The 24,048-nt window shown below is 52.2% G+C and carries 21 protein-coding genes, 2 tRNA genes and 3 rRNA genes; 13 read left to right on the top strand and 13 right to left on the bottom strand.

Annotation, left to right across the window (positions count from 1 at the left end):
- Positions 1-55 precede the first annotated feature (55 nt).
- Positions 56-1,069, bottom strand: coding sequence for a transposase (locus HOO88_02600; GenBank protein ID NOU35650.1), 1,014 nt, complete (start codon positions 1,067-1,069; stop codon positions 56-58).
- 178 nt (positions 1,070-1,247) lie between these two features.
- Here HOO88_02600 and HOO88_02595 point away from each other — a divergent pair, with 178 nt between their 5' ends.
- Both HOO88_02595 and HOO88_02590 read left to right on the top strand, forming a co-directional pair.
- Positions 1,248-2,825 carry an ACT domain-containing protein gene (locus HOO88_02595; GenBank protein NOU35649.1) on the top strand — a complete coding sequence of 526 codons (1,578 nt, stop codon included), beginning with the start codon at positions 1,248-1,250 and terminating at the stop codon, positions 2,823-2,825.
- A 13-nt stretch (positions 2,826-2,838) separates the two neighbouring features.
- The gene (locus HOO88_02590; protein ID NOU35648.1) at positions 2,839-2,997 is read left to right on the top strand and encodes a hypothetical protein; all 159 of its coding nucleotides are present in this window, start codon (positions 2,839-2,841) and stop codon (positions 2,995-2,997) included.
- 13 nt (positions 2,998-3,010) lie between these two features.
- Here the strand turns inward: HOO88_02590 and HOO88_02585 are convergent, their stop codons facing one another.
- Positions 3,011-3,514 (bottom strand): GGDEF domain-containing protein, encoded by a 504-nt coding sequence (locus tag HOO88_02585; protein ID NOU35647.1) that lies wholly within the window; start codon positions 3,512-3,514, stop codon positions 3,011-3,013.
- Positions 3,507-4,157, bottom strand: coding sequence for a DUF218 domain-containing protein (locus tag HOO88_02580; protein ID NOU35646.1), 651 nt, complete (start codon positions 4,155-4,157; stop codon positions 3,507-3,509). Before HOO88_02580 ends, HOO88_02585 begins: the two co-directional genes overlap by 8 nt.
- A 134-nt stretch (positions 4,158-4,291) precedes the next feature.
- Here HOO88_02580 and rplM point away from each other — a divergent pair, with 134 nt between their 5' ends.
- The 10 genes from rplM (at position 4,292) to HOO88_02530 (ending at position 12,873) form a co-directional block, all read left to right on the top strand.
- Positions 4,292-4,726 (top strand): 50S ribosomal protein L13, encoded by a 435-nt coding sequence (rplM, locus tag HOO88_02575; protein NOU35645.1) that lies wholly within the window; start codon positions 4,292-4,294, stop codon positions 4,724-4,726.
- A gap of 41 nt (positions 4,727-4,767) precedes the next feature.
- A complete protein-coding gene (rpsI, locus tag HOO88_02570; protein ID NOU35644.1) occupies positions 4,768-5,145 on the top strand; it encodes a 30S ribosomal protein S9 in 378 nt (125 codons plus the stop codon).
- A 108-nt stretch (positions 5,146-5,253) separates the two neighbouring features.
- Positions 5,254-6,435, top strand: a complete 1,182-nt coding sequence (gene argJ / locus HOO88_02565) for a bifunctional glutamate N-acetyltransferase/amino-acid acetyltransferase ArgJ (protein ID NOU35643.1) — start codon at positions 5,254-5,256, stop codon at positions 6,433-6,435.
- Between the two features lie 9 nt (positions 6,436-6,444).
- The gene (locus tag HOO88_02560) at positions 6,445-6,918 is read left to right on the top strand and encodes a type II toxin-antitoxin system VapC family toxin (protein NOU35642.1); all 474 of its coding nucleotides are present in this window, start codon (positions 6,445-6,447) and stop codon (positions 6,916-6,918) included.
- A 73-nt stretch (positions 6,919-6,991) separates the two neighbouring features.
- The gene (locus HOO88_02555) at positions 6,992-7,147 is read left to right on the top strand and encodes a hypothetical protein (protein NOU35641.1); all 156 of its coding nucleotides are present in this window, start codon (positions 6,992-6,994) and stop codon (positions 7,145-7,147) included.
- Positions 7,131-8,003: an acetylglutamate kinase gene (gene argB / locus HOO88_02550; GenBank protein ID NOU35640.1), complete on the top strand. Its 873-nt coding sequence runs from the start codon at positions 7,131-7,133 to the stop codon at positions 8,001-8,003. The genes HOO88_02555 and argB overlap by 17 nt, the downstream gene beginning before the upstream one ends.
- A 95-nt stretch (positions 8,004-8,098) precedes the next feature.
- Positions 8,099-9,169 carry an AccI family restriction endonuclease gene (locus HOO88_02545; GenBank protein ID NOU35639.1) on the top strand — a complete coding sequence of 357 codons (1,071 nt, stop codon included), beginning with the start codon at positions 8,099-8,101 and terminating at the stop codon, positions 9,167-9,169.
- Positions 9,159-10,751, top strand: coding sequence for an N-6 DNA methylase (locus tag HOO88_02540; protein ID NOU35638.1), 1,593 nt, complete (start codon positions 9,159-9,161; stop codon positions 10,749-10,751). Before HOO88_02545 ends, HOO88_02540 begins: the two co-directional genes overlap by 11 nt.
- Before the next feature lie 98 nt (positions 10,752-10,849).
- Positions 10,850-12,049 carry an aspartate aminotransferase family protein gene (locus HOO88_02535; GenBank protein ID NOU35637.1) on the top strand — a complete coding sequence of 400 codons (1,200 nt, stop codon included), beginning with the start codon at positions 10,850-10,852 and terminating at the stop codon, positions 12,047-12,049.
- Positions 12,046-12,873: an RluA family pseudouridine synthase gene (locus HOO88_02530; protein ID NOU35636.1), complete on the top strand. Its 828-nt coding sequence runs from the start codon at positions 12,046-12,048 to the stop codon at positions 12,871-12,873. Before HOO88_02535 ends, HOO88_02530 begins: the two co-directional genes overlap by 4 nt.
- Positions 12,874-12,939: 66 nt before the next feature.
- On the opposite strand, the gene HOO88_02525 is transcribed toward HOO88_02530, so the two are convergent.
- From HOO88_02525 to HOO88_02515, 3 genes are read right to left on the bottom strand one after another with little or no spacing between them, the layout of a single operon-like run.
- Complete coding sequence (locus HOO88_02525; protein ID NOU35635.1) at positions 12,940-13,539, bottom strand: hypothetical protein; 600 nt, start codon at positions 13,537-13,539, stop codon at positions 12,940-12,942.
- A 15-nt stretch (positions 13,540-13,554) separates the two neighbouring features.
- Positions 13,555-14,007, bottom strand: coding sequence for a hypothetical protein (locus tag HOO88_02520; GenBank protein NOU35634.1), 453 nt, complete (start codon positions 14,005-14,007; stop codon positions 13,555-13,557).
- The gene (locus HOO88_02515) at positions 14,004-14,588 is read right to left on the bottom strand and encodes a sigma-70 family RNA polymerase sigma factor (protein ID NOU35633.1); all 585 of its coding nucleotides are present in this window, start codon (positions 14,586-14,588) and stop codon (positions 14,004-14,006) included. Before HOO88_02515 ends, HOO88_02520 begins: the two co-directional genes overlap by 4 nt.
- A 188-nt stretch (positions 14,589-14,776) precedes the next feature.
- On the opposite strand from HOO88_02515, the gene HOO88_02510 reads away from it, so the two are divergent.
- Positions 14,777-16,306, top strand: a complete 1,530-nt coding sequence (locus tag HOO88_02510; protein NOU35632.1) for a hypothetical protein — start codon at positions 14,777-14,779, stop codon at positions 16,304-16,306.
- A 65-nt stretch (positions 16,307-16,371) separates the two neighbouring features.
- Here the strand turns inward: HOO88_02510 and HOO88_02505 are convergent, their stop codons facing one another.
- From HOO88_02505 to HOO88_02475, 7 genes are all read right to left on the bottom strand, one after another.
- Positions 16,372-17,103 (bottom strand): rRNA pseudouridine synthase, encoded by a 732-nt coding sequence (locus HOO88_02505; GenBank protein NOU35631.1) that lies wholly within the window; start codon positions 17,101-17,103, stop codon positions 16,372-16,374.
- Positions 17,104-17,217: 114 nt separating this feature from the next.
- Positions 17,218-17,332, bottom strand: a 5S ribosomal RNA gene (gene rrf, locus HOO88_02500).
- 142 nt (positions 17,333-17,474) lie between these two features.
- Positions 17,475-20,414, bottom strand: a 23S ribosomal RNA gene (locus HOO88_02495).
- Positions 20,415-20,593: 179 nt separating this feature from the next.
- A tRNA-Ile gene (locus HOO88_02490) sits at positions 20,594-20,670 on the bottom strand.
- A gap of 9 nt (positions 20,671-20,679) precedes the next feature.
- Positions 20,680-20,755: transfer RNA gene (locus HOO88_02485), tRNA-Ala, on the bottom strand.
- 189 nt (positions 20,756-20,944) lie between these two features.
- Positions 20,945-22,520: ribosomal RNA gene (locus HOO88_02480) — 16S ribosomal RNA — on the bottom strand.
- Together the 16S, 23S and 5S rRNA genes with 2 tRNA genes alongside form the textbook arrangement of a ribosomal RNA operon.
- Before the next feature lie 760 nt (positions 22,521-23,280).
- Complete coding sequence (locus HOO88_02475) at positions 23,281-24,006, bottom strand: Bax inhibitor-1/YccA family protein (GenBank protein NOU35630.1); 726 nt, start codon at positions 24,004-24,006, stop codon at positions 23,281-23,283.
- Between the last annotated feature and the right edge of the window lie 42 nt (positions 24,007-24,048).

The raw sequence follows: 24,048 nt of genomic DNA, 5'->3' as shown, positions 1-24,048 counted from the left end.
TCTGCGCCCTTAACTGAGAGTTGCGCTAGAAAAGGGGTCAGAAAAGGGGTCAGTCCTATAAATTAATGTTTTTAATCGCGCAGAACTCCTCATATCCCCACCCGCCTTTCTTTGCCAATTCAATCCGCCGAAGATACGCCGAAAAATTGGTGGCGGCTCCCATCTGAAGCCGGTTTTTAATCCAGTCGTTCCTTACGCCGGTGCGCCTGCGGACAAGCCAGGCCAGCGCATATTTTTCCGGACTGCCTTTTTTCTGCTCCGTCAGATTTTTCTCTGTAAGTCTCAGCACCCTCATCCCCAGACTAATCAGCCGTTCCGCCTCAGCTTCATCATGCCGCCGGACATCCGTACCACTGAACGACTCCCTGCGTGTTACTTTCAACATCCCGCCCAGATGATCCACGATTTCTTTTCGAAACATATCATCTCCGAAGCACCAGCCGCGACGGATATGGCTCCAGTTTTCATCTGTCTGCCATGGCTTCGCACTATTGCGCATCTCCAGAATCCGCCGCTCCACCGTTTCCCGGTAGCTGCGCCGTCCGTTGGGCGTATCTTTCAGACCCAGTCCTCCGAATACGCGCTCCACACAAAGCCACTCCGGACGTTTCCCAGTCTGAAGATATCCGGGATAACTGCTCCAGACATGCTCCTCCAGTTTTGCCTTCTCAAAGTCAAAGCCCTTGATCCGGGCTGGATTCAGATGAATGTAAGCGGCAACTGTCGAAAAATAATCTCCGCGTCCATCCACCGGCAACGCCTTATACCGCCCTTGGAACAAATGGCCCCATTCCTTATGCCGGACATTAAACCTTTTCGTGTACGTTCCCTGCAACCACTGCATCCCCGTCACCAGATTCGCCTCAGGGGTTTCTACCAGCAGGTGATAGTGATTCCCCATTAACACAAAGGCATGAACCCGCCATCCACAACGGACACAAGCCGCCCCCAGTGTGTCCAGAAATATCTCGTTATCCCGCGCGTCCCGGAACACGGTCTGCTGCCGGTTACCCCTGCACATCACATGGTAGGTCGCCCCATCATATTCAATTCTCGGCTTTCTTGGCATATCCGCATGCTACCGTCCACACAGCAACCGTCAACGCCAAAATCATTAAATTATAGGACTGACCCCTCATGCGCCCCAGCTGCTTGCTAATTTTCTGCATCATAAAACCCGTCTGCACTTGATTCGGTTAAGTCCGCCGATTACCTTGTTGGCACTCACTTTCCTACGGAGAAAAACTATGAAAAAAGTACTGATCCCGACCAAACTCGATTCAATCGCCAAAGAACTGCTCGAAGCCAACGGAAATTATACCGTTGTGCAGGAAGCTCAGACTGAATTGTCCGCGCTCGTCGCGCAGCATCCCGATACATACGCCCTGATCGTCCGCAGTGAAAAAGTCACTGCGGAAATCATCGACGCCCTGCCCGCCCTGAAAGTGGTCATCCGCGCTGGCGCCGGTTACAACACGATCGACACCAAACACGCCCGGCAGAAAAAAGTTGATGTAATGAACACCCCCGGCGCCAACGCCAACGCCGTCGCCGAAGAAGTCGTCGCCCTTATGCTGGCCGACGCCCGTCACCTGATTGCCGCCGACGCGTCCACCCGGCGCGGTGAATGGGAAAAAACCAAATTCATGGGCCGCGAAGTTACCGGGAAAACCGTCGGAATCGTCGGCCTCGGTGCCATTGGAAAACTGGTTGCCAAACGCCTCAGCGGTTTCGAATGCAAAATTCTGGCCTTCGATCCGATTCTTTCTGAAGAAGCCGCCGCGCGGATCGGCGCGAAGCTGGTTTCGCTGAAAGACCTTTTTGCTCAGAGCGACTATGTTTCTCTCCACATCCCGGAAAACGAGCACACCAAAGGCCTGATCAATAAAGAACTGTTCGGCGTCATGAAAAAAGGAGCCACGCTCATCAACTGCGCCCGCTCCGGCGTTGTGAACGAAGGCGATCTGCGCGCCATTAAGGCCGAAAAATCGTTGCGCTTCCTGAACGATGTTTACGCCAAGGATGCCGAAGGACCGAAGAGCGTTATTGATATCGCCGACATCATGGTACCGCATCTCGGCGCGTCCACCAAAGAAGCCAACTTCAACGCGGCCCAGCGTTCGGCGGAGCAGCTGATCGATTTCGACAGCAAGGGCATCACCTCGTACATCGTCAACCGCGATATTCCGGAAGGACTCGACGAAGCGTACGCCGACCTGACCTACACCATCACTACACTGGCCCGCGCCATGATCGGCGGCGACACGAAGCTCAGCCGCATCGAAGCCAGCTTCTACGGCGACCTGCAGCGCTTCGGAAAATGGCTGGCGGTTCCGGTCGTCTGCGCGCTCAGCGATGAGTTCGACCGCTCGATGGATCCGAAAGCGGCCATCGCTTTCCTTAAGGACATGGGAATTGAATATTCCGTCCGCGAAGCCGACGGAACCAAGGGCTACGGCAACTCCATCACCATCGACCTGATGGCCAGCGTTGATAAAGACAATCTGCGCCGCATCAGTGTGCGCGGCACGGTGGCCGAAGGCGTCATGATGATTTCGCGCATCGGTGGCTTCGACAAACTTTACTTCGAACCGAGCGGACACATCGCCCTCTTCACCTACATGGATCGCCCCGGCGTGCTCAGTGAAATCGCCGGTGCCATGGCGAAAGAAGGCATCAACATCGACGATGTCCGCAATCCGCACGACAAGAGCGGCGAGCGTTCCATCGCGATCTTGAAAGTCAGTCAGCCGGTTCCTGAAAAGGTTCTCGCTAAAGTCGCCGGGAAGATTGAGGCCATCAGCTTCTGCACGGTTTCGTTCTAATTAAGGAGTCCGTATGATTAAAAAATTATTCTGCCTGATTTCAATGCTGCTACTCTGCAGTTCGTGCGTCAGCCGCACCCTCACCAAAGAGCCGGGACTGAAAGGCGCTGATGCCGCCGGCAAAGCCAACACCTCCACAAAAATCGTCTGGATATGGGACAAAGATTTTTAATCGTCTTTGACGATTATCGCATCGGCTTGGCGGCACGTAACGCCGCGTCAGCGTCGGCAAAAAGATCGTCCGACGGCAAAGCGGCCGCTCCGGCGGTCGCTTTGATTTTTCCCAAGGCTTGGGAAACCCGGTTCAAAAAGTTTCCGATATTGACTGATCCGGTCTCCGGAAGAATAACGGCAAACTCATCGCCGCCAGTGCGGCAGACGATATCGGCTTTGCGTGCGGTTTCCTGCAAGAGCCGGGCGAAATTTTTCAGCACCTCATCTCCGGCCTGATGACCGCAGGTGTCGTTGATCCGCTTAAAGCCATCGAGGTCAAAAAGCACCAGACTTAATTCGCGTCCATACCGGCGGGCGGCTTCAATGTTACGCGTGAGCGCTTCATCAAAGAACCGGCGATTATAAAGTCCGGTAAGCGGATCGCGGACGGCCAGCTCAGCCAGCTCAGCTGCAAGCTCACAGACATCGGAAGGGGCTCCGATTTCGGCGAGGCGGCGCTGGAGGCGGTCAGGCATGGTGCGTTACCAGAAAAAGTTTCGCGTAGAACCAGGAGATAAACTCCGTAACAACATGCTTGAAGCCGGCGCTGTGACGATACCAGTGTTTAAGATCGTAGTACGGCGGTTCCACCGCGATGACACCAAGAGGATAGTTTTGTCCAAAAACACAGCGGAACATGAGATAGGAACGGCGGGCATGCGCGCCGATGGTGTAGAGGTTGGCGGATTTACCAAACAGCCCAAGATCTTCCAGCGTGCGGCGCGTGGCCTGAGCTGAAACATAGGTTCGGTCGCGCAGGGTTTCCGGTGCCGGAATGGTAATAATGGTTTCGGCAGGAATGCCCAGAGCAATAAGGCGTGCGGCGGCCATCTCAGCGTAATTTTCGTAGTTGAGGATTTTCTGCCCGAAAGTAACAGGCCCGCCGGTGGTGACAACAATCTGGCCGGGCCGAATGGCTTTGGCGGCCTCCTTGAGTTCGGCATCAGCCAGCCAGCCTTCGATGATAATCATCTCGGCATTTGGCACCGGATGATTCTGCGCCAGAAACGGATAGAGATGCCGCACCGCGCCATAAAGGAGGCCGCCGACCAGCAATAAAAGCACGGTCAAGCCCTGCCAGGTGGGTATCCAGACCTCTTTTTTGCGGAAAAGTTTCATACGGATGGGTATAGCCTTTCAGCTGGCTCAGAACAATTCCTATCTTTTTGTGTAAAACTTTGGGCAGAGGTGTTGACACGGGGTACCCCCTCGTATATTTTCCCCGCCTTGCATTTGAACTGGAAAGATTTGTAATGAAGACATTTGTAGCAAACGAAAATGATATCAAACGGGACTGGTACGTGGTGGATGCCGCAGACAAGTCCACCGGACGTCTGGCTGTTTTTATCGCAGATCTTCTGCGCGGCCGGAATAAACCGACTTACACTCCGCATGTGGACACCGGGGCCTTTGTAGTCGTCATCAACGCCGAAAAGGTGAAGCTGACCGGCAATAAGGAAAAGGGCAAAATTTATCAGGACTACAGCGGATTCCCGAGCGGTCTGAAAGAACGCACTGCCGCAACCATCCGCGAAAAGAATCCGACGCGCATTATCATGCAGGCGGTTGAAGGAATGCTTCCAGGCAACCGGCTGATGCGCAAGACGATCACCCGCCTGAAAGTTTACACCGGCCCGAACCATCCGCATTCGGCGCAGAAGGTTCAGACACTCGAATTTAAAGGCTAAGCAAGGAGTACAACGTGGTAGCAGCGAAAAAAGTTGATCAGATTGCCGCAACAGGCCGGCGCAAAACATCGGTAGCGCGGGTCATTCTCGTTAAAGGCTCCGGCATTATCACCGTGAACGGCAAAACCGCTCAGGATTATTTTGACACCAAAGACATGCTCGACACCGTGGTTCGTCCGCTGGTGCTCACCGGACGCGTCGATCAGTACGACATGATCGTCAAAGTCAGCGGCGGCGGCAAAGTCGGCCAGTGCGGAGCCATCTCGCACGGCACATCCCGCGCCCTGATCAAAGCGGAAGAAGATCTGAAGCCGATCCTGAAAAAAGGCGGCTTCCTCACCCGCGATGCGCGTATGAAAGAGCGTAAGAAACCGGGTCAGCCGGGTGCTCGCAAACGCTTCCAGTTCTCGAAACGTTAAGCCACTTGCGGCTTACGGCGAAGTCCCGGCGCTCTTACGAGACCGGGACTTTTTTTATTCCGAAAACATGTGCGGGAGTGTAGGCTCCTGCGTCTGGAGTTAGAACACATGAAAAAATCATTGCCCCTGCCAAAAGGATTTTCCGCGACCGGAATTCAGGCCGGAATTAAAAAGCATAAAAAGGATATGGCCCTGATCGTCTCGGATGTTCCGGCGGTCAGCGCAGCGGTTTTTACAACCAATCAGGTTAAGGCCGCGCCGGTAAAGTGGGATCTCAAGGTTGTTGAGCATGATAGGGCTCGGGCGATTGTGATGAACAGCGGCAACGCCAATGCCTGCACCGGTGCACAAGGTATGGCCGACGCCGAAGCCATGGCCGCCCTCGCCGCCGGGAAACTGGGTGTGCAGTCGCTCAATATTTTCGTCTGCTCGACCGGAACAATCGGCAAGCCGCTGCCGATGGATAAAATCGCCGGCGGCATTGAACTGCTGTTTGACGATGCTTCCCCGGACGGCGGTATGGACGCTGCGGAAGCGATGATGACCACCGACCTCGTCAGCAAAACAGTTACGGTGGAAATTGACCTCGGAGGGAAACCGGCACGGATCACCGGCCTCGCCAAAGGTTCCGGCATGATTGAGCCGAATATGGCCACGATGCTTGCGTTTATTCTGACCGACGCGGCGGTTGAAAAACATACGTTGCAATGCGCGCTGCGGGCCGCCGCCGACATGAGTTTCAACCGGATCACCGTGGACGGCGACCGGAGCACCAACGACACCGTCATCTGTCTGGCCAACGGTCAGGCGGGCAACGACGTCCTCACGCAGGATTCCAAACACTGGAAAACATTTTACCACGCGCTGGAAAAAGTCCTTTTCGATCTCTCGATGATGATCGTCAAAGACGGCGAAGGCGCGACGCGGGTTATCACGGTACGGGTGAATGGCGCCGCTTCCGGCGGCGAGGCCGAAGAAGCCGCGCGGGCCGTGGCCAACTCCATGCTTAACAAAACCGCGTGGGCTGGCAAACGGCCGAACTGGGGCCGGATTATGGACGCCATCGGCTATTCCTACGCGCAGGTTCAGGAAAACAAAGTCGATATCGATTACGACGACGTGCCCGCCGTGCGGAACGGCATGGCCGCCGGAACGCCGGAAGAAAAACTGGTCGCCGCCGTTTCTAAAGAAGCGTTCACCATCAATATCAATTTGAATCTCGGCAGCGGAAGCACCGTGGTTTACACCTGTAACTGCACCGAAGATTATGTGCGGATCAACGTGGAATAATTGGTTGAAATGAAAACGGTCTATATTGAAACAAGCGTAGTCAGCTATCTGGCATCAAAACCCAGCCGCGACATCATCATTGCGGCGCACCAACAGATCACTCAAGAGTGGTGGGAAAATGTGCTGTTTCAAAACTTTGAGCCCTGCATTTCTGAAGTTGTAATTGAAGAGGCCGGACAGGGAGACCCTTCTGCTGCTGAAAGACGACTGAGCAAGCTGGTCGGTATTCGTATCCTTCCCACCTCCTCAGAAACAAAAGAACTGGCAACAGCTTATCTTCACTGCCTGTCACTGCCGCAAAGCGCAGGGCTGGATGCCGCTCACCTAGCCATAGCGGTCTTGAACGCCGCTGATTATCTCGTTTCATGGAATTGCAAACACATTGCCAACGGGCGCATCATTCGATTGATTCAGGAAGAAAACAAAAAAAGAGGGCTAAAAACTCCGGTTATCTGCACGCCAGAGGAACTGTGGGAGGCTTAACATGTACAACGACCCAATTATTGCCGAGCTGAGAGAAGTCCGGAAGAAAATCTACAAAGAGTGCGGAGGAACAATGGACGGACTTTTTGATTTTCTAAAAAAGAAAGAAACTGAAAATGTCCGGAATGGCGTTTTTTGCCCGCGCCTATCCGACAAAACGCTGAGCATCGCGGAAGACCCGGCGGAATATAAAGTTAACTCAGGAATTAAAAATGCAGCAGATGATTGAAAAAGCGTCGGTACTGATTGAAGCCCTGCCCTACATCCAGAAGTTCCGGGGCGATACCGTTGTCGTTAAGTTCGGCGGCAGTATCATGGAGAGCGAGATCGGCTACCGGAATATTCTCAAGGATGTCGCGTTCATGGAATGCGTCGGCCTTCAGCCGGTGATTGTACACGGCGGCGGAAAATCCGTTTCCAAAAAAATGCGGGAAGCGCACATCCAGCCGAACTTTGTTCAGGGCCTGCGGGTGACCGATGAGAAAACCATCACCGTGGTGGAAAGCGTTCTCAACAACGAAGTGAATCCGCATCTGGTGGAAATCATCAAAAACTACGGCGGCAAAGCGCACGGCATTCACGGCGAAGACATCATCAAGGTGAAGAAGCATGTCGGCGTTGATCCGCAGACCGGAGAAACTCTCGACTGGGGCTACGTCGGCAAAGTGATCCATGTGGATGTTGAGCCGATCAAAGCGTTCCTGAAAGCCGACATCATTCCGGTCATTACGCCGCTCGGTCGTGGCGAAGACGGCCATCTTTACAATGTGAATGCCGACGACGTCGCCAATGCCATCGCCTGCGCCCTGCAGGCACGGAAACTGGTTTTCCTGAGCGATGTGCCGGGACTGTTGCGGGATCCATCCGATGCAACCACGCTGATTTCAACGCTAAGCCTGTGTGAAGTCGAAGACCTGATCAAACGGGGCATTATTTCCGGCGGCATGCTGCCGAAAATCGGCGGCGCAGTCGAAGCGCTCAAAGCAGGCGTCAGCAAAACGCATATCATTGATTCCGCCCTGCCTCACTCACTCCTGCTGGAACTCTTCACCGACAAAGGCGTCGGAACCGAGATTGTGAAATAAAAACCGAAGGTAGCTACGCACTTATCAAATGAAAATTACTAGATTACGGGACTGACACTTTTGACGTTCGGCAAGAGAAAAAGAAGGAGCAATAAATGCCAGAGACTTTCAAACAAGCCATAGCTCGACTCGTAGCCGCTACTCCATTTGGAGTCGATCCAAACATCCAAATGACAGGCAGACCGCCAACGATGGCCAGTTCAGAATTTCTGACCAACAAGGAACAGGGGGATTGGGCGGAGCAAATTGTCTTCACGGCAATCAACGAGAATTCCTCCGACTACCGTGCCGTGAAATACGGACGTTCCGATACTCTAGCTGCTGGCGATTCTGGGTTTGAAGACTTCTACCAAGCATATCAGGATGAGTTAAACAGCATAGGCAAGCGTCCCGATCTGCTGATCTTCAAACGAAGCGATGTCGGGGATGCGATACTCAACCTGGCCGACGACCAAACAGTCTCCAGAGCAATCGCAGCTATCGAGGTCAGATCAAGCTCGTTCTTGGCAAATCGATACAGTCAGTTTATGGAAACAAGGGTCACCCAAGCGGTTCGGCGGTGTCGCGAGTTGAAAACCGCAATACTGCAAAACCGAATGAGAGACCTGCTACAGCAAAAGAGCCCAGAAATACTGGCCATGATCCAACACTCAAACGACGAGACGTTCAGAGAGTTGGACTTCAGGTTGCGGTCATGGTCGTCGTCTGCTGAACTTCAGGAATTAACAGCACTGCTACGCGAACTCAAAGATCAGATTAAAATACTGCACAAACGTGATTACCTCAGCATTACCCCAAAGGTAGAGGATCTTGCTCTTGTTAATCGGTGGATTCAGCATTTCAATGTGCGCCACTTCTATCTTCAAGTGTTCTTTGACAAGGCATACGTTATCCCCTTCCGTAGCATCCTTGAGATTGCCTCTGATCCAACCAAAGAAGATGTGGTCTTTTCGGTAGAGCAGGACATTAAGAACCAAGGTAAAACAACCATTAAGATTAACGTTCAAGTAGGAAAAGAGATACTCGGTCGAATTGACATGCCGGAGCACAAGTCGGCCATGAAGGAGTTGGATAGAGGAAGGCTCTTATTCTACGTTACCTTCCAAAATGGTCGTGGATACTTGGACAATAAGGTTTTCACTACGGAAATTGTAAATGAGCCATGATTCCATAGAGCAGTACACAGCCTCTGTAGGTCTTGGCCACCGGCGCGATCACGGACAGTTCTTTACGCCGTTCGATGTAGCCCTTTTCATGTGCCGATGGGTGATGGCACATAAGCCCACAGACGTTTACGACCCATCTTTCGGTCTTGGCGCATTTTTCAAGGCCGCACAGGCTGTTGATTCGCAGATGATATTTCGCGCCTCGGAGATAGACCCGCGTATTCTGGAGTTCTACTCGCAAGCCAATGGTAGTCCGAAGACCCTGCATGTTACGCGCGAAGATTACCTTTCGGCCTGGAATCAGCGGCACGAGGCCATTGTTTGCAATCCGCCCTATATGAGATTTCAGTTGTTCACCAATCGCGATGCCGTGTTCGCATCCTTTGCGAAACATTTGGATTGTCAGTTATCGGGGTACACAAACATTGCATCGGCGTTCTTGATAAAGTCGCTTGCAGAACTGCGCCCTTCGGGGCGTCTCGCTTACATCATGCCTCTTGAATTTCTGAATACCGGTTATGGAGAAGTTGTAAAGGAGCGGTTGCTGAACAATGGTTTACTGAAAGCACTAATCCGAATAAACCCTGAAAAGGATGTATTCCCGGACGCAACAACATCCGTGGGCATAGTTCTAGTAGAAAACGACGGAGTACATTCACCCGTTAAGTTCTACACTGCATCGAGCCTTTCCTGTCTGCCCTCTTTGCTTGAATCAACGCCAACGAAGGAGTTGAGTGGTGACAAACTGAAACCTAAAGACAAGTGGCTGAAACACTTTGATGAGAGACATTCCGATTTTCAATCCTGTGATCTAGTCACCATTGACACCTACGGAACATTCAACCGGGGAATTGCCACAGGAGCAAATGAGTTCTTTGCCATGTCAAACAGTGAAGCGGAGTGCCGTCATCTTCCGCGTTCTGTCTTTCTTCGGTGCATAACAAAAAGCGCCCAAGTGACAAAAAGCGTGTTCACTGAGGACGACTTGAACGCGCTAGACTCTGGCGGCGCTCCTGTTTTACTGCTCAATCTGAATGGTGCAGTTGGTGGCGCCGCGCGTGATTACCTGAAATGCGGAGAGGAAAAGGGTTATAATCAGCGATATTTAACAAGAGTCAGAAATCCTTGGTATAAGCTGGAGAAAAGAACCCCGGCTCCTCTTCTCTTTGGTGTCTTTTCACGAGAACGGTTCAAGGTGATTAGAAACCTGAGCACGGCAGTCAATCTCACCTGTTATCACGGGTTCTACCCGAATCTGTTTGGACAAGTGATTATTGACTCTTTGTTTCTGTATTTTCAATCACGAGCAGCTAGAAGGCTGCTCGAGTTAAATATGCGCCGATATGGGGATTCGCTCGATAAGTTTGAGCCAAACGACTTGAACCGGGCTTTTGCTCCCTCCGTCGAATGGTTCGCGAAATTGCCGCCTGATGCAGTAAGCAAGGCACTTGAGTTATGCCGCAATGGCAACGGACTCCCCGGTTTCATGGACGATCTATTTGATGAACTCATATCGGAAGCCGAACACTCGCATGGAACATTACAACTTGCCCACCGTGGGCCCGCCGTGGTTCATGCGTAACGTTAGTCATAGCTACTTGCTGTCCGACTCTCTCTTCTGCCGTTTAAACCACTGGCAATTCCGGCGACCGTGCGTTACATTCCCCCGTCTTTTAGGGAATGGAAGTCATGAAAACAGAAGAAATTATCCAGTTGCACAAAAAGTATGTAATGCCGACCTATGCGCCGGGCCTCGTGCTCGTTAAAGGTCAAGGTTCCAAGGTTTGGGATGCCGACGGCAAGGAATATCTCGATTTCCTCGCCGGTATCGCCGTGCTGAACGTCGGCCACTGCCATCCGGCGGTCGTCAAGGCCACCCAGGAACAGGCGGTGAAGCTGGTGCACGTCTCCAACCTTTATTACAACGAAAACCAGCCGCGGCTCGCACAGGCTCTTTCTGAACGGTCGCTGAGCGGCAAATGCTTTTTCTGCAACTCCGGCGCGGAAGCCAACGAAGGACTGATCAAACTGGCGCGGCTCTGGGGTTCGACCAAGGGCAAATATGAAGTGATCACCATGAAAAACTCCTTTCATGGCCGGACGCTCGCCACGTTGACCGCCACCGGTCAGGAAAAGGTGCAGAAAGGTTTCTATCCCCTGCCCGAAGGTTTTAAATATGCTGAGTTCAATAATCTCGAATCGTGCAAAGCCGCTGTAACCGAAAAGACCGCCGCAATTCTGGTTGAAGCCGTTCAGGGCGAAGGCGGCATTCTTCCCGCCGACCCAGCGTTCATCAAAGGACTGCGGAAACTCTGTGACGAAAAAGATCTCCTGTTGTTTTTTGATGAAGTGCAGGCCGGTGTCGGCCGGACTGGTAAATGGTTTGGCTTCCAAAATTATGACGTACAACCGGACGCTTTCTCGGTCGCCAAAGGACTCGGCAACGGATTCCCGATCGGCGCGGTCGTCGCCGCGCCGAAAGTTTCCGACGTGTTCCAGCCGGGCAACCACGCGACCACGTTCGGCGGAACCCCGCTGGCCTGCGCCGCCGCGCTGGCTGTCATCGAAACAATCGAGAAAGAACACCTGCTCGAAAACGCTCAGAAGATGGGCGCGCTGTTCCTTGAAAAACTTCAGGCGATTGCCGCGAAGTACGATTGGATCGAAGGTGCGCGGGGCTGCGGCCTGATGGTTGGTCTCGTACTGAAAGATAATGCAGCTCCGCTCCAGAAAATTTTACAGGATAAGGGCCTGCTGACCCTCGCCACCGCCGTGCGGGTGCTGCGGATGCTTCCGCCGCTCAACGTCACCGCCAAAGAAGTCGAAAAAGCCGCCGCTCTCATTGCAGAAGCCTGCGCAGAACTGGATAAAACACAATGAGCCGAGCATCCTTTCAAATCACACCGCACGAAGACGGACTGCCGCTGGTCGACGTCCTCGCCGACCGGTTGCGTTGCTCCAAAAAGCAGGCGCGCGTACTGCTCGACGCCCGTCAGGTTTTCGTGAACGGTCAACGCGTCTGGATGGCCAAGCATACGCTTAAAATCAAAGACGTCATCGAGACAGTCCGCCCTGAGGCAAAGACACACAAAATCGAAATTCTGAAGCGGTCAGGAGATATCCTTATCGTCAACAAGCCGTCCGGCATGGTGACGAACGGCAGCAGTCGCAGTCTGGAAGTCCGGCTCCAGCATGAGTTGAATAATCCGCAGCTCTGCGCCGTACACCGCCTCGACCGCGATACGTCAGGCTGTGTGATGTTCGCCGCCAACGCGGCGGCAAAGGACAAGATGATTCCTCTTTTCAAAGAAGAGAAGATTGTAAAAATTTACCGGGCCATTGCGGTCGGTCGTGTTTCTGACTCTCTCAAAACGATCACGCGGGACATTGACGGTGAGTCGGCCACCACGATGGTGAACGTACTCGACCGCAACCGCGACGCGAGCTATCTGGAACTTCGTATTCATACCGGACGAACTCACCAGATTCGCAAACACCTTGCCGCCATGCGCCACCCGGTTCTGGGCGACAAAGAGTACGCGGGCGAACAGCGCGGTAATCCGATTTTCCGCGCCGTGCCGCGCCAAATGCTTCACGCCTGCCGGCTGATCCTTCCCGATCCGCAGGGCGGAGCCGCTCTGCGCGTCAGCGCGCCGGTTCCGGAAGACTTTCAGGCGATTCTGAATGCGCTGAAACTAAAGTGATTCCAACGCCCGAAAACAGAAAACCCCGCCAAAATGACGGGGTTTTTCAATATCCGGAATTTCCGGTTATTGAGTGACGGCTGGAGTCGCGGGTTTTTTGCCTTCTTTCTTCGGGGCTGCACCTTCGGGCCGTTTGCCTTCCGGATTTTTCAGCGGCTCACCTTTTAGAATCCGCTGAACCTGTTCTTCAATGCGGGTGGCCTTGTTCTTCTCAGCATCCGCCAACCGTTCTTTGAGTTTTGGCATCTCCTGATCGGCCTGCTCAACACGCTTTTTCAGTTCTTCAAGCCGTTTATCGGCATCGGCGGTAAGCTTGGTGCGAAGCTGGGCAACCAAAGCTTCTTTTTTGGCCGGATCAGTTTCATTACGCGCGGCTTCGCCAAGTTTCATGAGCGCCTCACGCTGAGCTTTCATTTTTTCCATTTGTTCCGGGGCGATCTGCGGGCGCTTGCCTTCGACTTTGCCATCCGGACGTTGCATCCGCGGCATTTCTTTCGTCGGAGCTGGCACTGGAGCCGAAACCGCCGGAGCCGGAGGAACAACCTGAGCCTGCTCATCTGCGCTCATGCCGAATAATCTCTTGTACCATGGCGCCTTAGCTTCTTCCGCCACGGCAATGCCAGTCGTAACTGCACCGATCAGTACCATCATCATCCACTTTTTCATCACTTCTCCTTCGGGTTACATTTCCATGATATTAAGGGAATCGCTTGAAGCCACAATCAGGCGTTCCAATTTGCTCAGGTCTTCTTCAAGCGGATCGTTCCACACGTCCACTCCCGCCGCCGCAACAACGGCAACAGGAGTTGAAGAAACCCGTTTGTCATGGAAATTAAAAACTCCGCTAACGGCCATCAGGCAAGCCGCCAGCGCAAGGGCCGACTTCCAGACTCTGGCGGAAGCCAGAACCGGCACGGGTCCAACGTGCAGGCGGGCGGAAATCTTTGCGACAGACCACGGTGACGGCTCCAAAGCGGGCGTGATGACGGTATCTTTCAGCCATCCGAGTTCACTACGCAATACACGGGCCTCTTCAGAGCCGGCCAGTTCACGGTGAAGGGCACGGAGTTTCCGAGGCGATAATTCCCCGGACTGTTCGAGCAGTAACCATTTTTCGATTTTCTTTATTTTCATATACCCGCCTCCTGCAACTCGCGGTACTCACAGGCCAGTTCCTTCCGGAGTTTTGAAACGGCGTACTGCATCCGGGCCAGCGCGGTGTTGATAGAGCATTTTTGAATTTTTGCGATTTCTTTGAAACTGAGATCCGCCTGCATACGAAGCCAGAAAACCTCGCGCTGTTCGGGCGGCAGTTGCGCGGCGGCGGTTTCGATCCGAAGCCCCAGCTCTCTTCCGCCAGCTTCGCCGTCGGGGCCGAGAAGCGCCGAAGCCAACTGTTCGCTCAGCGGAATTCCACCATCCGTCGCAGCCACATCCAACGAGAAGCCCGGTTTGTGGCGCCGGATACGGTCGATCATCAGGTTATGCGCAATGCGGAACAACCAGCTGAGCAAACTTTTCTGACGGTAACGGTTCATATTTTTAATCGCTCGCACCCATACTTCCTGAAAAACCTCGTCTGCATCCTCGCGTCCTTCTGAAAACCGGAGAATAAACCCGAATAGCGGACGTTTGTACTTTTCGACCAGCTTCCCCAGCGCCTCTACATCGCCGGATCTGTACGCTGACAGAAGCTCTGCATCGTCCTGATCCATTAGGTGATTTCCTGTATCGCCGGTTTTCATGACATATAACGAAAGAGATGAGTGTTTATTGCAGGCCGGATTCTACTTTTAGAGGTTAGCCGTCCGGCCCATGCCGTAAAAGACAAATATTAGCAGTTGATTTTATTATCCCGAAAAGTTTCAATGCCGCCTCATTTTGCACCACGAGGAGAACTGTTATGAGTAAGTACGTTGCCATTTTCCACGCCAATATGAACTATGCCTTCCTTATTCCGGAAAGCTACGAACGGGTTATCCGTTCATCGTACGAAGTAATCATCGACGGGTTCGATAAATATCCGGACGCCAAATACGTTTTCGAGGCCTCTGGGTACACGATTGAGCAGATGGCGAAAATAACGCCGGACGTTCTCGCAAAACTCAAAGCCGCCATCGCCCGCGGTCAGTGCGAATTCATGGGTGCGCCCTACTCCCATCCGATCATGGCTAACATTCCCGAAGAGGATGGCTACTGGTCCTGCGAATTCGCCCAGCGCATCTACGAAAAATATCTGGGACAGCGCATCGAAAGCTTCTGGAATCCGGAATGCACATGGATGCAGTATGTTCCGAACGCGTTCGCCCGTGCCGGTGTTAAATACCTGACGCTCGACTTCGAATCCTACATGACCTGCTCCGACAAGGACTACAGCTGGACCGAGCGCAACCGCGCCAAAGAAATGCTCTGGGGCGGCCATCTGCCGTGGTACAACCTCGACCCGAACTGTAAATTCCTCCATCGCCCGTTCAAAAATATCGTTCCCGGCCTCGACGGATTCTGCCGTTCCGATCGCCTGATCGGAAAATACCTTTCCTACTTCCGCGGAAACACGACGGTAGAGGAGTATGTAGATAACGTGAAAAAATGGAGCGGAAACGGCAAAGGTGCCACCATCATTATCGCCGACGATGCGGAATACTGCGGAACCACCGGCTATTACTTCATCAAATATAAGGGCGACTACTCGCAAACCTTCCTCACCGATCCAGACGCTCCGGCAAAACTCGACAAGCTGATCCCTGCCGTCATGAAAATCGGCAAGCTGGTCACATTCAAAGAAGCCTGCACCGAGATTGAGCCGGTAGAAGAACCGTTTTTCGTCGAAGACCGCTTCGCTTGGCACCGCACCTACGCTGATGCCTGGGCCAATACCCCCGAAGCCCGTGAATGGGAGCCGATCCTTCAGTCCATGCGCAAGGAATACAAAGAGAAATATCAACCCATCGTTGAGGCCGAAGAAAATAAAGAAAAGTTCAAGGAAATCGTCAGCCGCTTCTGGTTCCACATGACTAACTCCGCTAACTCCGACGGACGCTGGCCGCCGCCGCCGCAAGCTACCTGCGAGTTCAACCGCGACTGGTGTCTCAATGAAATTGAAGAAACCAAGAAAGTACTGGTCGAATTAGCGAAAGTCACCAAAGGCTACACACTGCCTGAGCCGAAAGAACCTGTCCTGCCTGGACAACGGGATTGGCGCTACGGTTTTCACTTTACGGATAAAGATCCGGAGGATATTAAAAACCTCAACAACTATGAACTACAGCACGGCATTTACTACGCCCACAAAATGGTGGATAGCGATAATGCGGAAAAAGTTGAACACGGCAAAAAAATCCTTAAAGAAATTTTTGACGAACTCGACAAACGCGGACAAGTCGGCATCCGCCCTGGATGTATTACCGGCCAGAAAGAACACGGAACCAAATAAGTTTCCCTGTTGATGCGACAAAAGCCCTGCCATAATCGGCAGGGCTTTTTGCTTTCCCAATAGAATCAGAACTGCTCGTCGTCGCGGAGGTAGCGCCACCGTCCGGAAGGAAGATTGCCGAGCATGACACGCCCGATGCGAACACGCTTTAAGCCGATGACTTTGAGTCCGACGAGTTCACACATGCGGCGGATCTGCCGCTTCTTGCCTTCGTGCAGCACAAAACAGAGCTGATCCTCGTTCTGCCAACTAACCTGCGCGGGCTTGAGTTTTTTCCCGTCGAGGCTAAGTCCGTGGTTTAAAATTTTCAGTCCGTCGGCGGAAAGTTTGCCGGTGACACGAACGAGGTATTCTTTATCCACTTCCGATTCTTCGCCGATGATTTTGCGAGCGATGCGCCCGTCCTGCGTTAAAACAAGCAATCCGTTGGAATCAATGTCAAGCCGGCCGGCCGGTTCGAGACCTTTGAGCTGAGTGGAGTTAAAATTACGGGGCGATTTATCGCCTTCCCAGCGACTGGAGGCCCTGATCAAATCAACGGCGGGCTTGTAGCCGTCCTCCGGCTGGCCAGAAACGTAGCCGACAGGCTTGTTTAGAAGGATTGTGACCTGTGTTTGCTGGCGCGCGAGACCTTCCTGCGAAAGTTCGATTTTTGCATCAGGCAAAATTTTTGTGCCGAGTTCGGATATGCGCACGCCATCAACCAAAACGAGACCGCGTTCGATATAGCGGTCGGCCTCGCGGCGGGAGCAGAGTCCGCGCTGCGCCATGATTTTTGAGAGTCGTTCTAATTGCATTGGATTTTTTTACCACAGAGAACACAGAGGAGCACAGAGAATAAAAGCCTGCGAAAAAATGCACAGGCTTAAAAAGGTGAAGGCCGTTCTGATTGCTCAGAACGGCCTTCGTAGATCCGGCAGCGTGCTACTCTCCCACAGTCTTATCTGTAGTACCATTGCCGCTGAGAGGCTTAACTTCCGTGTTCGGAATGGGAACGGGTGGATCCCTCTCGCTATAGCCACCGAAAAAGTGGTTTGGTTGACGGTTTTGTCGCCGGGACTCAGAAGAAACAGGGGTTTCCTCCTCGCTTTGCCAGTAACATAGAACTGTTAACCGAAAAATTAACTGCATAGATTAGGGAACTGCGCACATGCGTGCCGTTATAAAAGTAAGATTAAGCCTCACGGCTAATTAGTACTGGTCAGCTTCACTCCTCACAGAGCTTCCACACCCAGCCTATCAACGTCCTAGTCTAGAACGAGCCTTTAGATTCTTGCGAATAGGGAAGTCTTATCTCAGAGGGGGCTTGGCACTTAGATGCTTTCAGCGCTTATCCTTTCCGTACATAGCTACCCAGCGATGCTCCTGGCGGAACAACTGGAACACCAGAGGTACGTCAATCCTGGTCCTCTCGTACTAAGGATTGATCTCTTCAAACTTCCTGCGCCCACGGCGGATAAGGACCAAACTGTCTCACGACGTTCTGAACCCAGCTCGCGTAACGCTTTAATTGGCGAACAGCCAAACCCTTGGGACCTTCTCCAGCCCCAGGATGCGTTGAGCCGACATCGAGGTGCCAAACGACTGCGTCGATATGGACTCTTGGCAGTCATCAGCCTGTTATCCCCAGAGTACCTTTTATCCGTTGAGCGACGGCGCTACCACTAGCAACCGCCGGATCACTTAGACCTGCTTTCGCACCTGCTCGACTTGTAGGTCTCGCAGTTAAGCTCCCTTATACCTATACGCTCTACGCATGATTGCTGACCATGCTGAGGGAACCTTTGCGCTCCTCCGTTACTTTTTGGGAGGAAACCGCCCCAGTCAAACTGACCCTCTGACACTGTTCCGCGCCCGGTTTCACGGGACGCAGTTAGAATTTCGCTTAATCAAGACTGGTATTTCACCAATGGCTCCACCGTACCTTACGACACAGCTTCAAAGCCTCCCAGCTATCCTACACGTGATGAATCAAAACCCAATATCAGATTACAGTAAAGGTTCATGGGGTCTTTCCGTCCTACCGCGGGTATCCGGCATTTTCACCGGAACTACAACTTCACCGAGATTATCGTTGAGACAGCGCCCAGATCGTTACACGATTCGTGCAGGTCGGAACTTACCCGACAAGGAATTTCGCTACCTTAGGACCGTTATAGTTACGGCCGACATTCACCGGGGCTTCGGGTCGGAGCTTGCACCCCTTGCCTTAACCTTTCGGCATTGGTCACGTGTCACACCATATACATCCGCTTGCGCGTTAGCATAGTGCTGTGTTTTTGATAAACAGTCGCCTGGGCCCTTTCATTGCACCTCCTTGGAGCTTATGGAGTAAATCCTTCACTCTAAAGAGGGCCCCTTCTTCCGAAGATACGGGGCTAGTTTGCCGAGTTCCTTAACGATGATTCTCTCGCGCGCCTTGGAATATTCTTCCCTCCCACCTGTGTCGGTTTTGGTACGGTTACCTATTTGACTCGCTAGAAGATTTTCTTGGCAGCATAGTATCAGCTGATCCGCATTGTCCGAAGACTCTGCGTCCCATCGCTTCTCGGAATTGTTCCAACGGATTTGCCTGTCAGAACTTCCTACGAGCTTAGACTGTCATTTCCAATCGACAGCCAGCCTAACTTCCTGCGTCCCTCCTTCGCTCAAATGTCAAATCGGCAGTACGGGAATATTAAACCCGTCATCCATCGTCTACGCTTTTCAGCCTGGACTTAGGAACCGACTAACCCTGGGCGGACGAACCTTCCCCAGGAAACCTTAGGATTTCGGCGGACAGGACTCTCACCTGTCTTGTCGTTACTCATGTCCGCATAATCGCTTGTATGCGCTCCATGCTGGGTCACCCCCACACTTCAATGCACATACAACGCTCCTCTACCACGTGCTAAAAGCACATCCGCAGCTTCGGCAGATAATTTTAGTCCCGATCATTTTCGGCGCCAGATCACTCGACTAGTCAGCTATTACGCTTTGTTTAAATGGTGGCTGCTTCTAAGCCAACATCCTAGCTGTCTGTGCAATCTGACATCCTTCATCACTTAATTATCTTTAGGGGCCTTAACTGGCGGTCTGGGCTGTTTCCCTTTCGACTATGAAGCTTATCCCCCACAGTCTGACTCCCGACGTGACTGAAACGGCATTCGGAGTTTGATAGGCTTCGGTATCCCGGTAAGGACCCTATTCCAATCAGTGCTCTACCTCCGTTTCGAGCATTCGTCGAGGCTATCCCTCAAGGTATTTCGAGGAGAACCAGCTATCACCGAGTTTGGTAAGTCTTTCGCTCCAACCCACAGCTCATCCAAGTATTTTTCAACATACACTGGTTGGGGCCTCCCCCTGATTTTACTCAGGATTCACCCGGGCCATGGGTAGCTCACTCGGCTTCGGGTCTACCGCATGTGACTGGACGCGCTATTCACACTCGCTTTCGCTTCGGCTCCACATCGTAGATGCTTAACCTTGCCACATACGGTAACTCGCGGACTCATTATGCAAAAGGCATGCAGCCACCCCCTAAGGGGCTACTACAGTTTGTAAGCGCACGGTTTCAGGTTCTATTTCACTCCGCTAACAGCGGTTCTTTTCACCTTTCCCTCACGGTACTGGTACGCTATCGGTCATTGATTAGTATTTAGTCTTGGAGGGTGGGCCCTCCGGATTCAGTCAGGGTTTCACGTGTCCCGACCTACTTGGGATACCAATAGAGTTTGTTTCAATTTCGCGTACAGGCCTATCACCTTGTATTGGAGAACTTTCCAGAACTTTCCGCTATCGTCTCAAATCTCATGTTATGGTCCCGCAACCCCAGCCTGCAAGCAGGCTGGTTTAGACTCTTCCGCGTTCGCTCGCCACTACTTGCGGAATCACTGTTGTTTTCTATTCCTCCGGTTACTGAGATGTTTCACTTCACCGGGTTTCGCTCTGAAGCCCTATTTGATTCAGACTCCAGTGACGGGACATTACTCCCGCCGGGTTTTCCCATTCGGACACCTCCGGATCAAAGCTTGTTTGCAGCTCCCCGAAGTTTATCGCAGCTTACCACGTCCTTCATCGCCTATCAATGCCAAGGCATCCACCGTGCGCCCTTAGTAGCTTAATCAAAAGTCTACTATTGTAACGACACGCATGCTATATAATGTATCTCAATTATAAGTTGCAGTTACCCTAATCTATGCAATTGTCAAAGAACACTTCCCCGAAGGGAAAAAATGTTTTCTGTCTGTTTTGTTTGCCTGTACTTCCAGCCAGCCCGCCTTGCGTCCACTTTCGCCATGCGAAAGTTGGTGGGCGTGCCTGGAGTCGAACCAGGGACCTCGTCCTTATCAGGGACGCGCTCTAACCAACTGAGCTACACGCCCTTCTAAGGTTGGTGGAGGTAGACGGGTTCGAACCGACGACATCCAGCTTGCAAAGCTGGCGCTCTACCAACTGAGCTATACCCCCAGTGCGGTCCGACCGGCTCCAAAACAGCCAGTTGAATGATTTCACGATTTTTAACTTCGATCTAGAAATGGTACGATTTGTTTCTTGCTTGCGTGGTGCTCCGGGTCGCGCCGGAGCGATACTTCATTACTGAAGCATTTACCCTATCCATCTGCCGGCCAACAAGTTGGTCGGTCAGAGGATTCTCCTTAGAAAGGAGGTGATCCAGCCGCTGGTTCCCCAACGGCTACCTTGTTACGACTTCATCCCAGTCATCAGCCACACCTTCGGCGCCTTCCCCCTTTTAACAGGTTGGATCAGCGACTTCGGGTGCAACCAACTTCCATGATGTGACGGGCGGTGTGTACAAGGCCCGGGAACGTATTCACGGCGCCGTAGCTGATGCGCCATTACTAGCGATTCCAACTTCATGGAGTCGAATTTCAGACTCCAATCTGAACTGGGGGTGATTTTGGGGATTTGCTCCACCTCGCGGTATTGCTTCCTTCTGTACCACCCATTGTAGCACGTGTGCAGCCCTGGACATAAGGACCATGCTGACTTGACGTCATCCCCACCTTCCTCCGGCTTTCACCGGCAGTCTGTTTAGAGTGCCCAGCATTACCTGATGGCAACTAAACACAGGGGTTGCGCTCGTTGCGGGACTTAACCCAACACCTCACGGCACGAGCTGACGACAGCCATGCAGCACCTGTGTAACACCCTCGAAGGCTACGTCGGTTTCCCGTCGTATGCAGTTACATGTCAAGCCCAGGTAAGGTTCTTCGCGTTGCATCGAATTAAGCCACATGCTCCACCGCTTGTGCGGGCCCCCGTCAATTCCTTTGAGTTTTAACCTTGCGGCCGTACTTCCCAGGCGGTGCACTTATCGCGTTAGCTTCGACACGGAAGGGGGTAAACCTCCCACATCAAGTGCACACCGTTTATGGCTAGGACTACGAGGGTATCTAATCCTCTTTGCTCCCCTAGCTTTCGTTCATGAGCGTCAGTATCGGTCCAGAGAGGCGCTTTCGCCACCGGTGTTCTTCATGATATCTACGCATTTCACCGCTACACCATGAATTCCCCTCTCCTCTCCCGTACTCTAGCCCTGTAGTTTCAAATGCATTTCCACGGTTAAGCCGTGGGCTTTCACATCTGACACACAAAGCCGCCTGCGAACCCTTTACGCCCAGTAAATCCGAACAACACTTGCCACCTCTGTATTACCGCGGCTGCTGGCACAGAGTTAGCCGTGACTTCCTCTTGAGGTACTGTCAAGGATGCAGGGTATTAGCCCGCAACCATTTATTCCCTCATGACAGGAGTTTACAACCCGAAGGCCTTCATCCTCCACGCGGCGTCGCATGTTCATACTTTCGTACATTGACAAATATTCTCGACTGCAGCCTCCCGTAGGAGTCTGGGCAGTGTCTCAGTCCCAGTGTGGCTGGTCGTCCTCTCAGACCAGCTACCCGTAAGCCTTGGTAAGCCATTACCTTACCAACTAGCTGATAGGATATGGGCTTATCTTGAAGTGGCAGGTCCGAAGATCCCCGCCTTCACATAAGGAGTTATGCAACCCCCGAGCACATCCGGTATTACCTACCCTTTCGAGTAGCTATCCCGGGCTTCAAGGCAAATTACCCATATATTACTCACCCGTTCGCCGCTCTCACCCAGTACTTCTTTTCCGAAGAATTGAAGCACCAGGATCCCGCTCGACTTGCATGCCTAATCCACGCCGCCAGTGTTCGTTCTGAGCCAGGATCAAACTCTCCGATAATTATTACGGAAACATTTTTGAAACGTTTGCTTAAAACAAATCGCACCATTTCTAAATCGAAATGATGATCGTGAGTCATTCAGTTTTCAAAGAGCAAAAAAAACACCAACGAATTTTTAAACCTGCCGTAACAGGCCTTTCCCGTTGGAGCGGCAGACAAGCTATGTTATTCACTTCGTCCGGTCAACCGCTTTTTTAAAATTATTTTTTACAACAATTTCCTGTTCAACTCTCACCCGCTTTACAGCGCGTTTTGTTTCGAACAAGGCGGGTCATTATACGCACATCAGTTTGTTAGGCAACCCGTTTTTGAAATTATTTTCAGAACAATTTTCTCACTCGATCCTCACCCGCTTTGCAGCGTGTTTTGTTTCGAACAAGGCGGGAGATAGTACGCATATAAAAAAACCGTGCAACTTTTTTTTAGACAAAAATGCTGCCTGCCAGCTGAAACATAAAAAACACCAGTAAATCGACGAAAAATACCGTCCACTAGGGGTGCCAAGTCCGCCATTATTTCGTCAAACCAGCCAGATACTCAATAATGACTGTTGCAACTATTTACAAACGAATGGGTTTCGCATAACAGTCAACTTGTGACAAGCCGCAAAAATACAAGGTTACCTATGAGAATTTATGATGTAATTCGTTCATATTCAACATGGTTGCATTTTTTAAAACAAAACGGCAGTTTCCAAACATTGGACACTGCCGTCTTTTCCCCTCTTTAAATCCTAGCGGCCTAAAATCTAACGCCTTCTCATCTTCTGCTTTGAAGCTTCGACAGCAACCGCAGAATCTCCATATAAAGCCATACCAGCGTCACAATCAACCCGAACGCCGCATACCATTCCATGTATTTCGGCGCGCCCTGCTCTGCACCCTGCTCAATAAAATCAAAGTCCAGCACCAGATTCAGCGCAGCCACTACAACAATCACAGCACTGAAAATAATACCCACCGGCCCGCTTCCGGCAATCATCGGAATCTGCACACCGAAAAAGCCAAGGATCCACGACACCAGATAAAACAGCGCGATACCGCCAGTAGCCGCGACAATACCGAGCTTAAAATTTTCCGTCGCACGAATGAGTCGTGATGTATAGGCCAGCAGCAGCGCGCCCAGCGTACCGAATGTCAGTAACACGGCCTGCATCACAATGCCCGGGAAACGGTTTTCAAACAGACTGGAAATCCCGCCAAGCAGAAGCCCTTGGCACACCGCATAAAGCGGCGCGGTAACCGGCGCAGCCTTTTTGTTAAAAACCGTAATCAGAGCCACCACAAAACCTGCAATTGCTCCGATCAGTATCCACCCAGTGCTCTCCTGCGGCGTCGCTGGCTTCCACGTCAGCAGCGTTGCCGCAAACAGCAACGCCAGCAGCATTGCCGTGCGACTTACCGTTCCCTGAATCGTCATCACCCCCGCGCCTTCATTGGCTACATCAAACGTTTTGGCATTTAATGCTGGATTCGCTGTACGCATCATAAAACAACCTCCTGTTAAAATTTTTCAGAACATACCGAT

The sequence above is a fragment of the Kiritimatiellaceae bacterium genome (genome assembly GCA_013141415.1).
In the GTDB taxonomy this organism is placed as follows: Bacteria; Verrucomicrobiota; Kiritimatiellia; order Kiritimatiellales; family Tichowtungiaceae; genus Tichowtungia.
The sequence above is the reverse complement of the archived record's forward strand: the minus strand, read 5'-3'. Positions and strand labels throughout refer to the sequence as shown.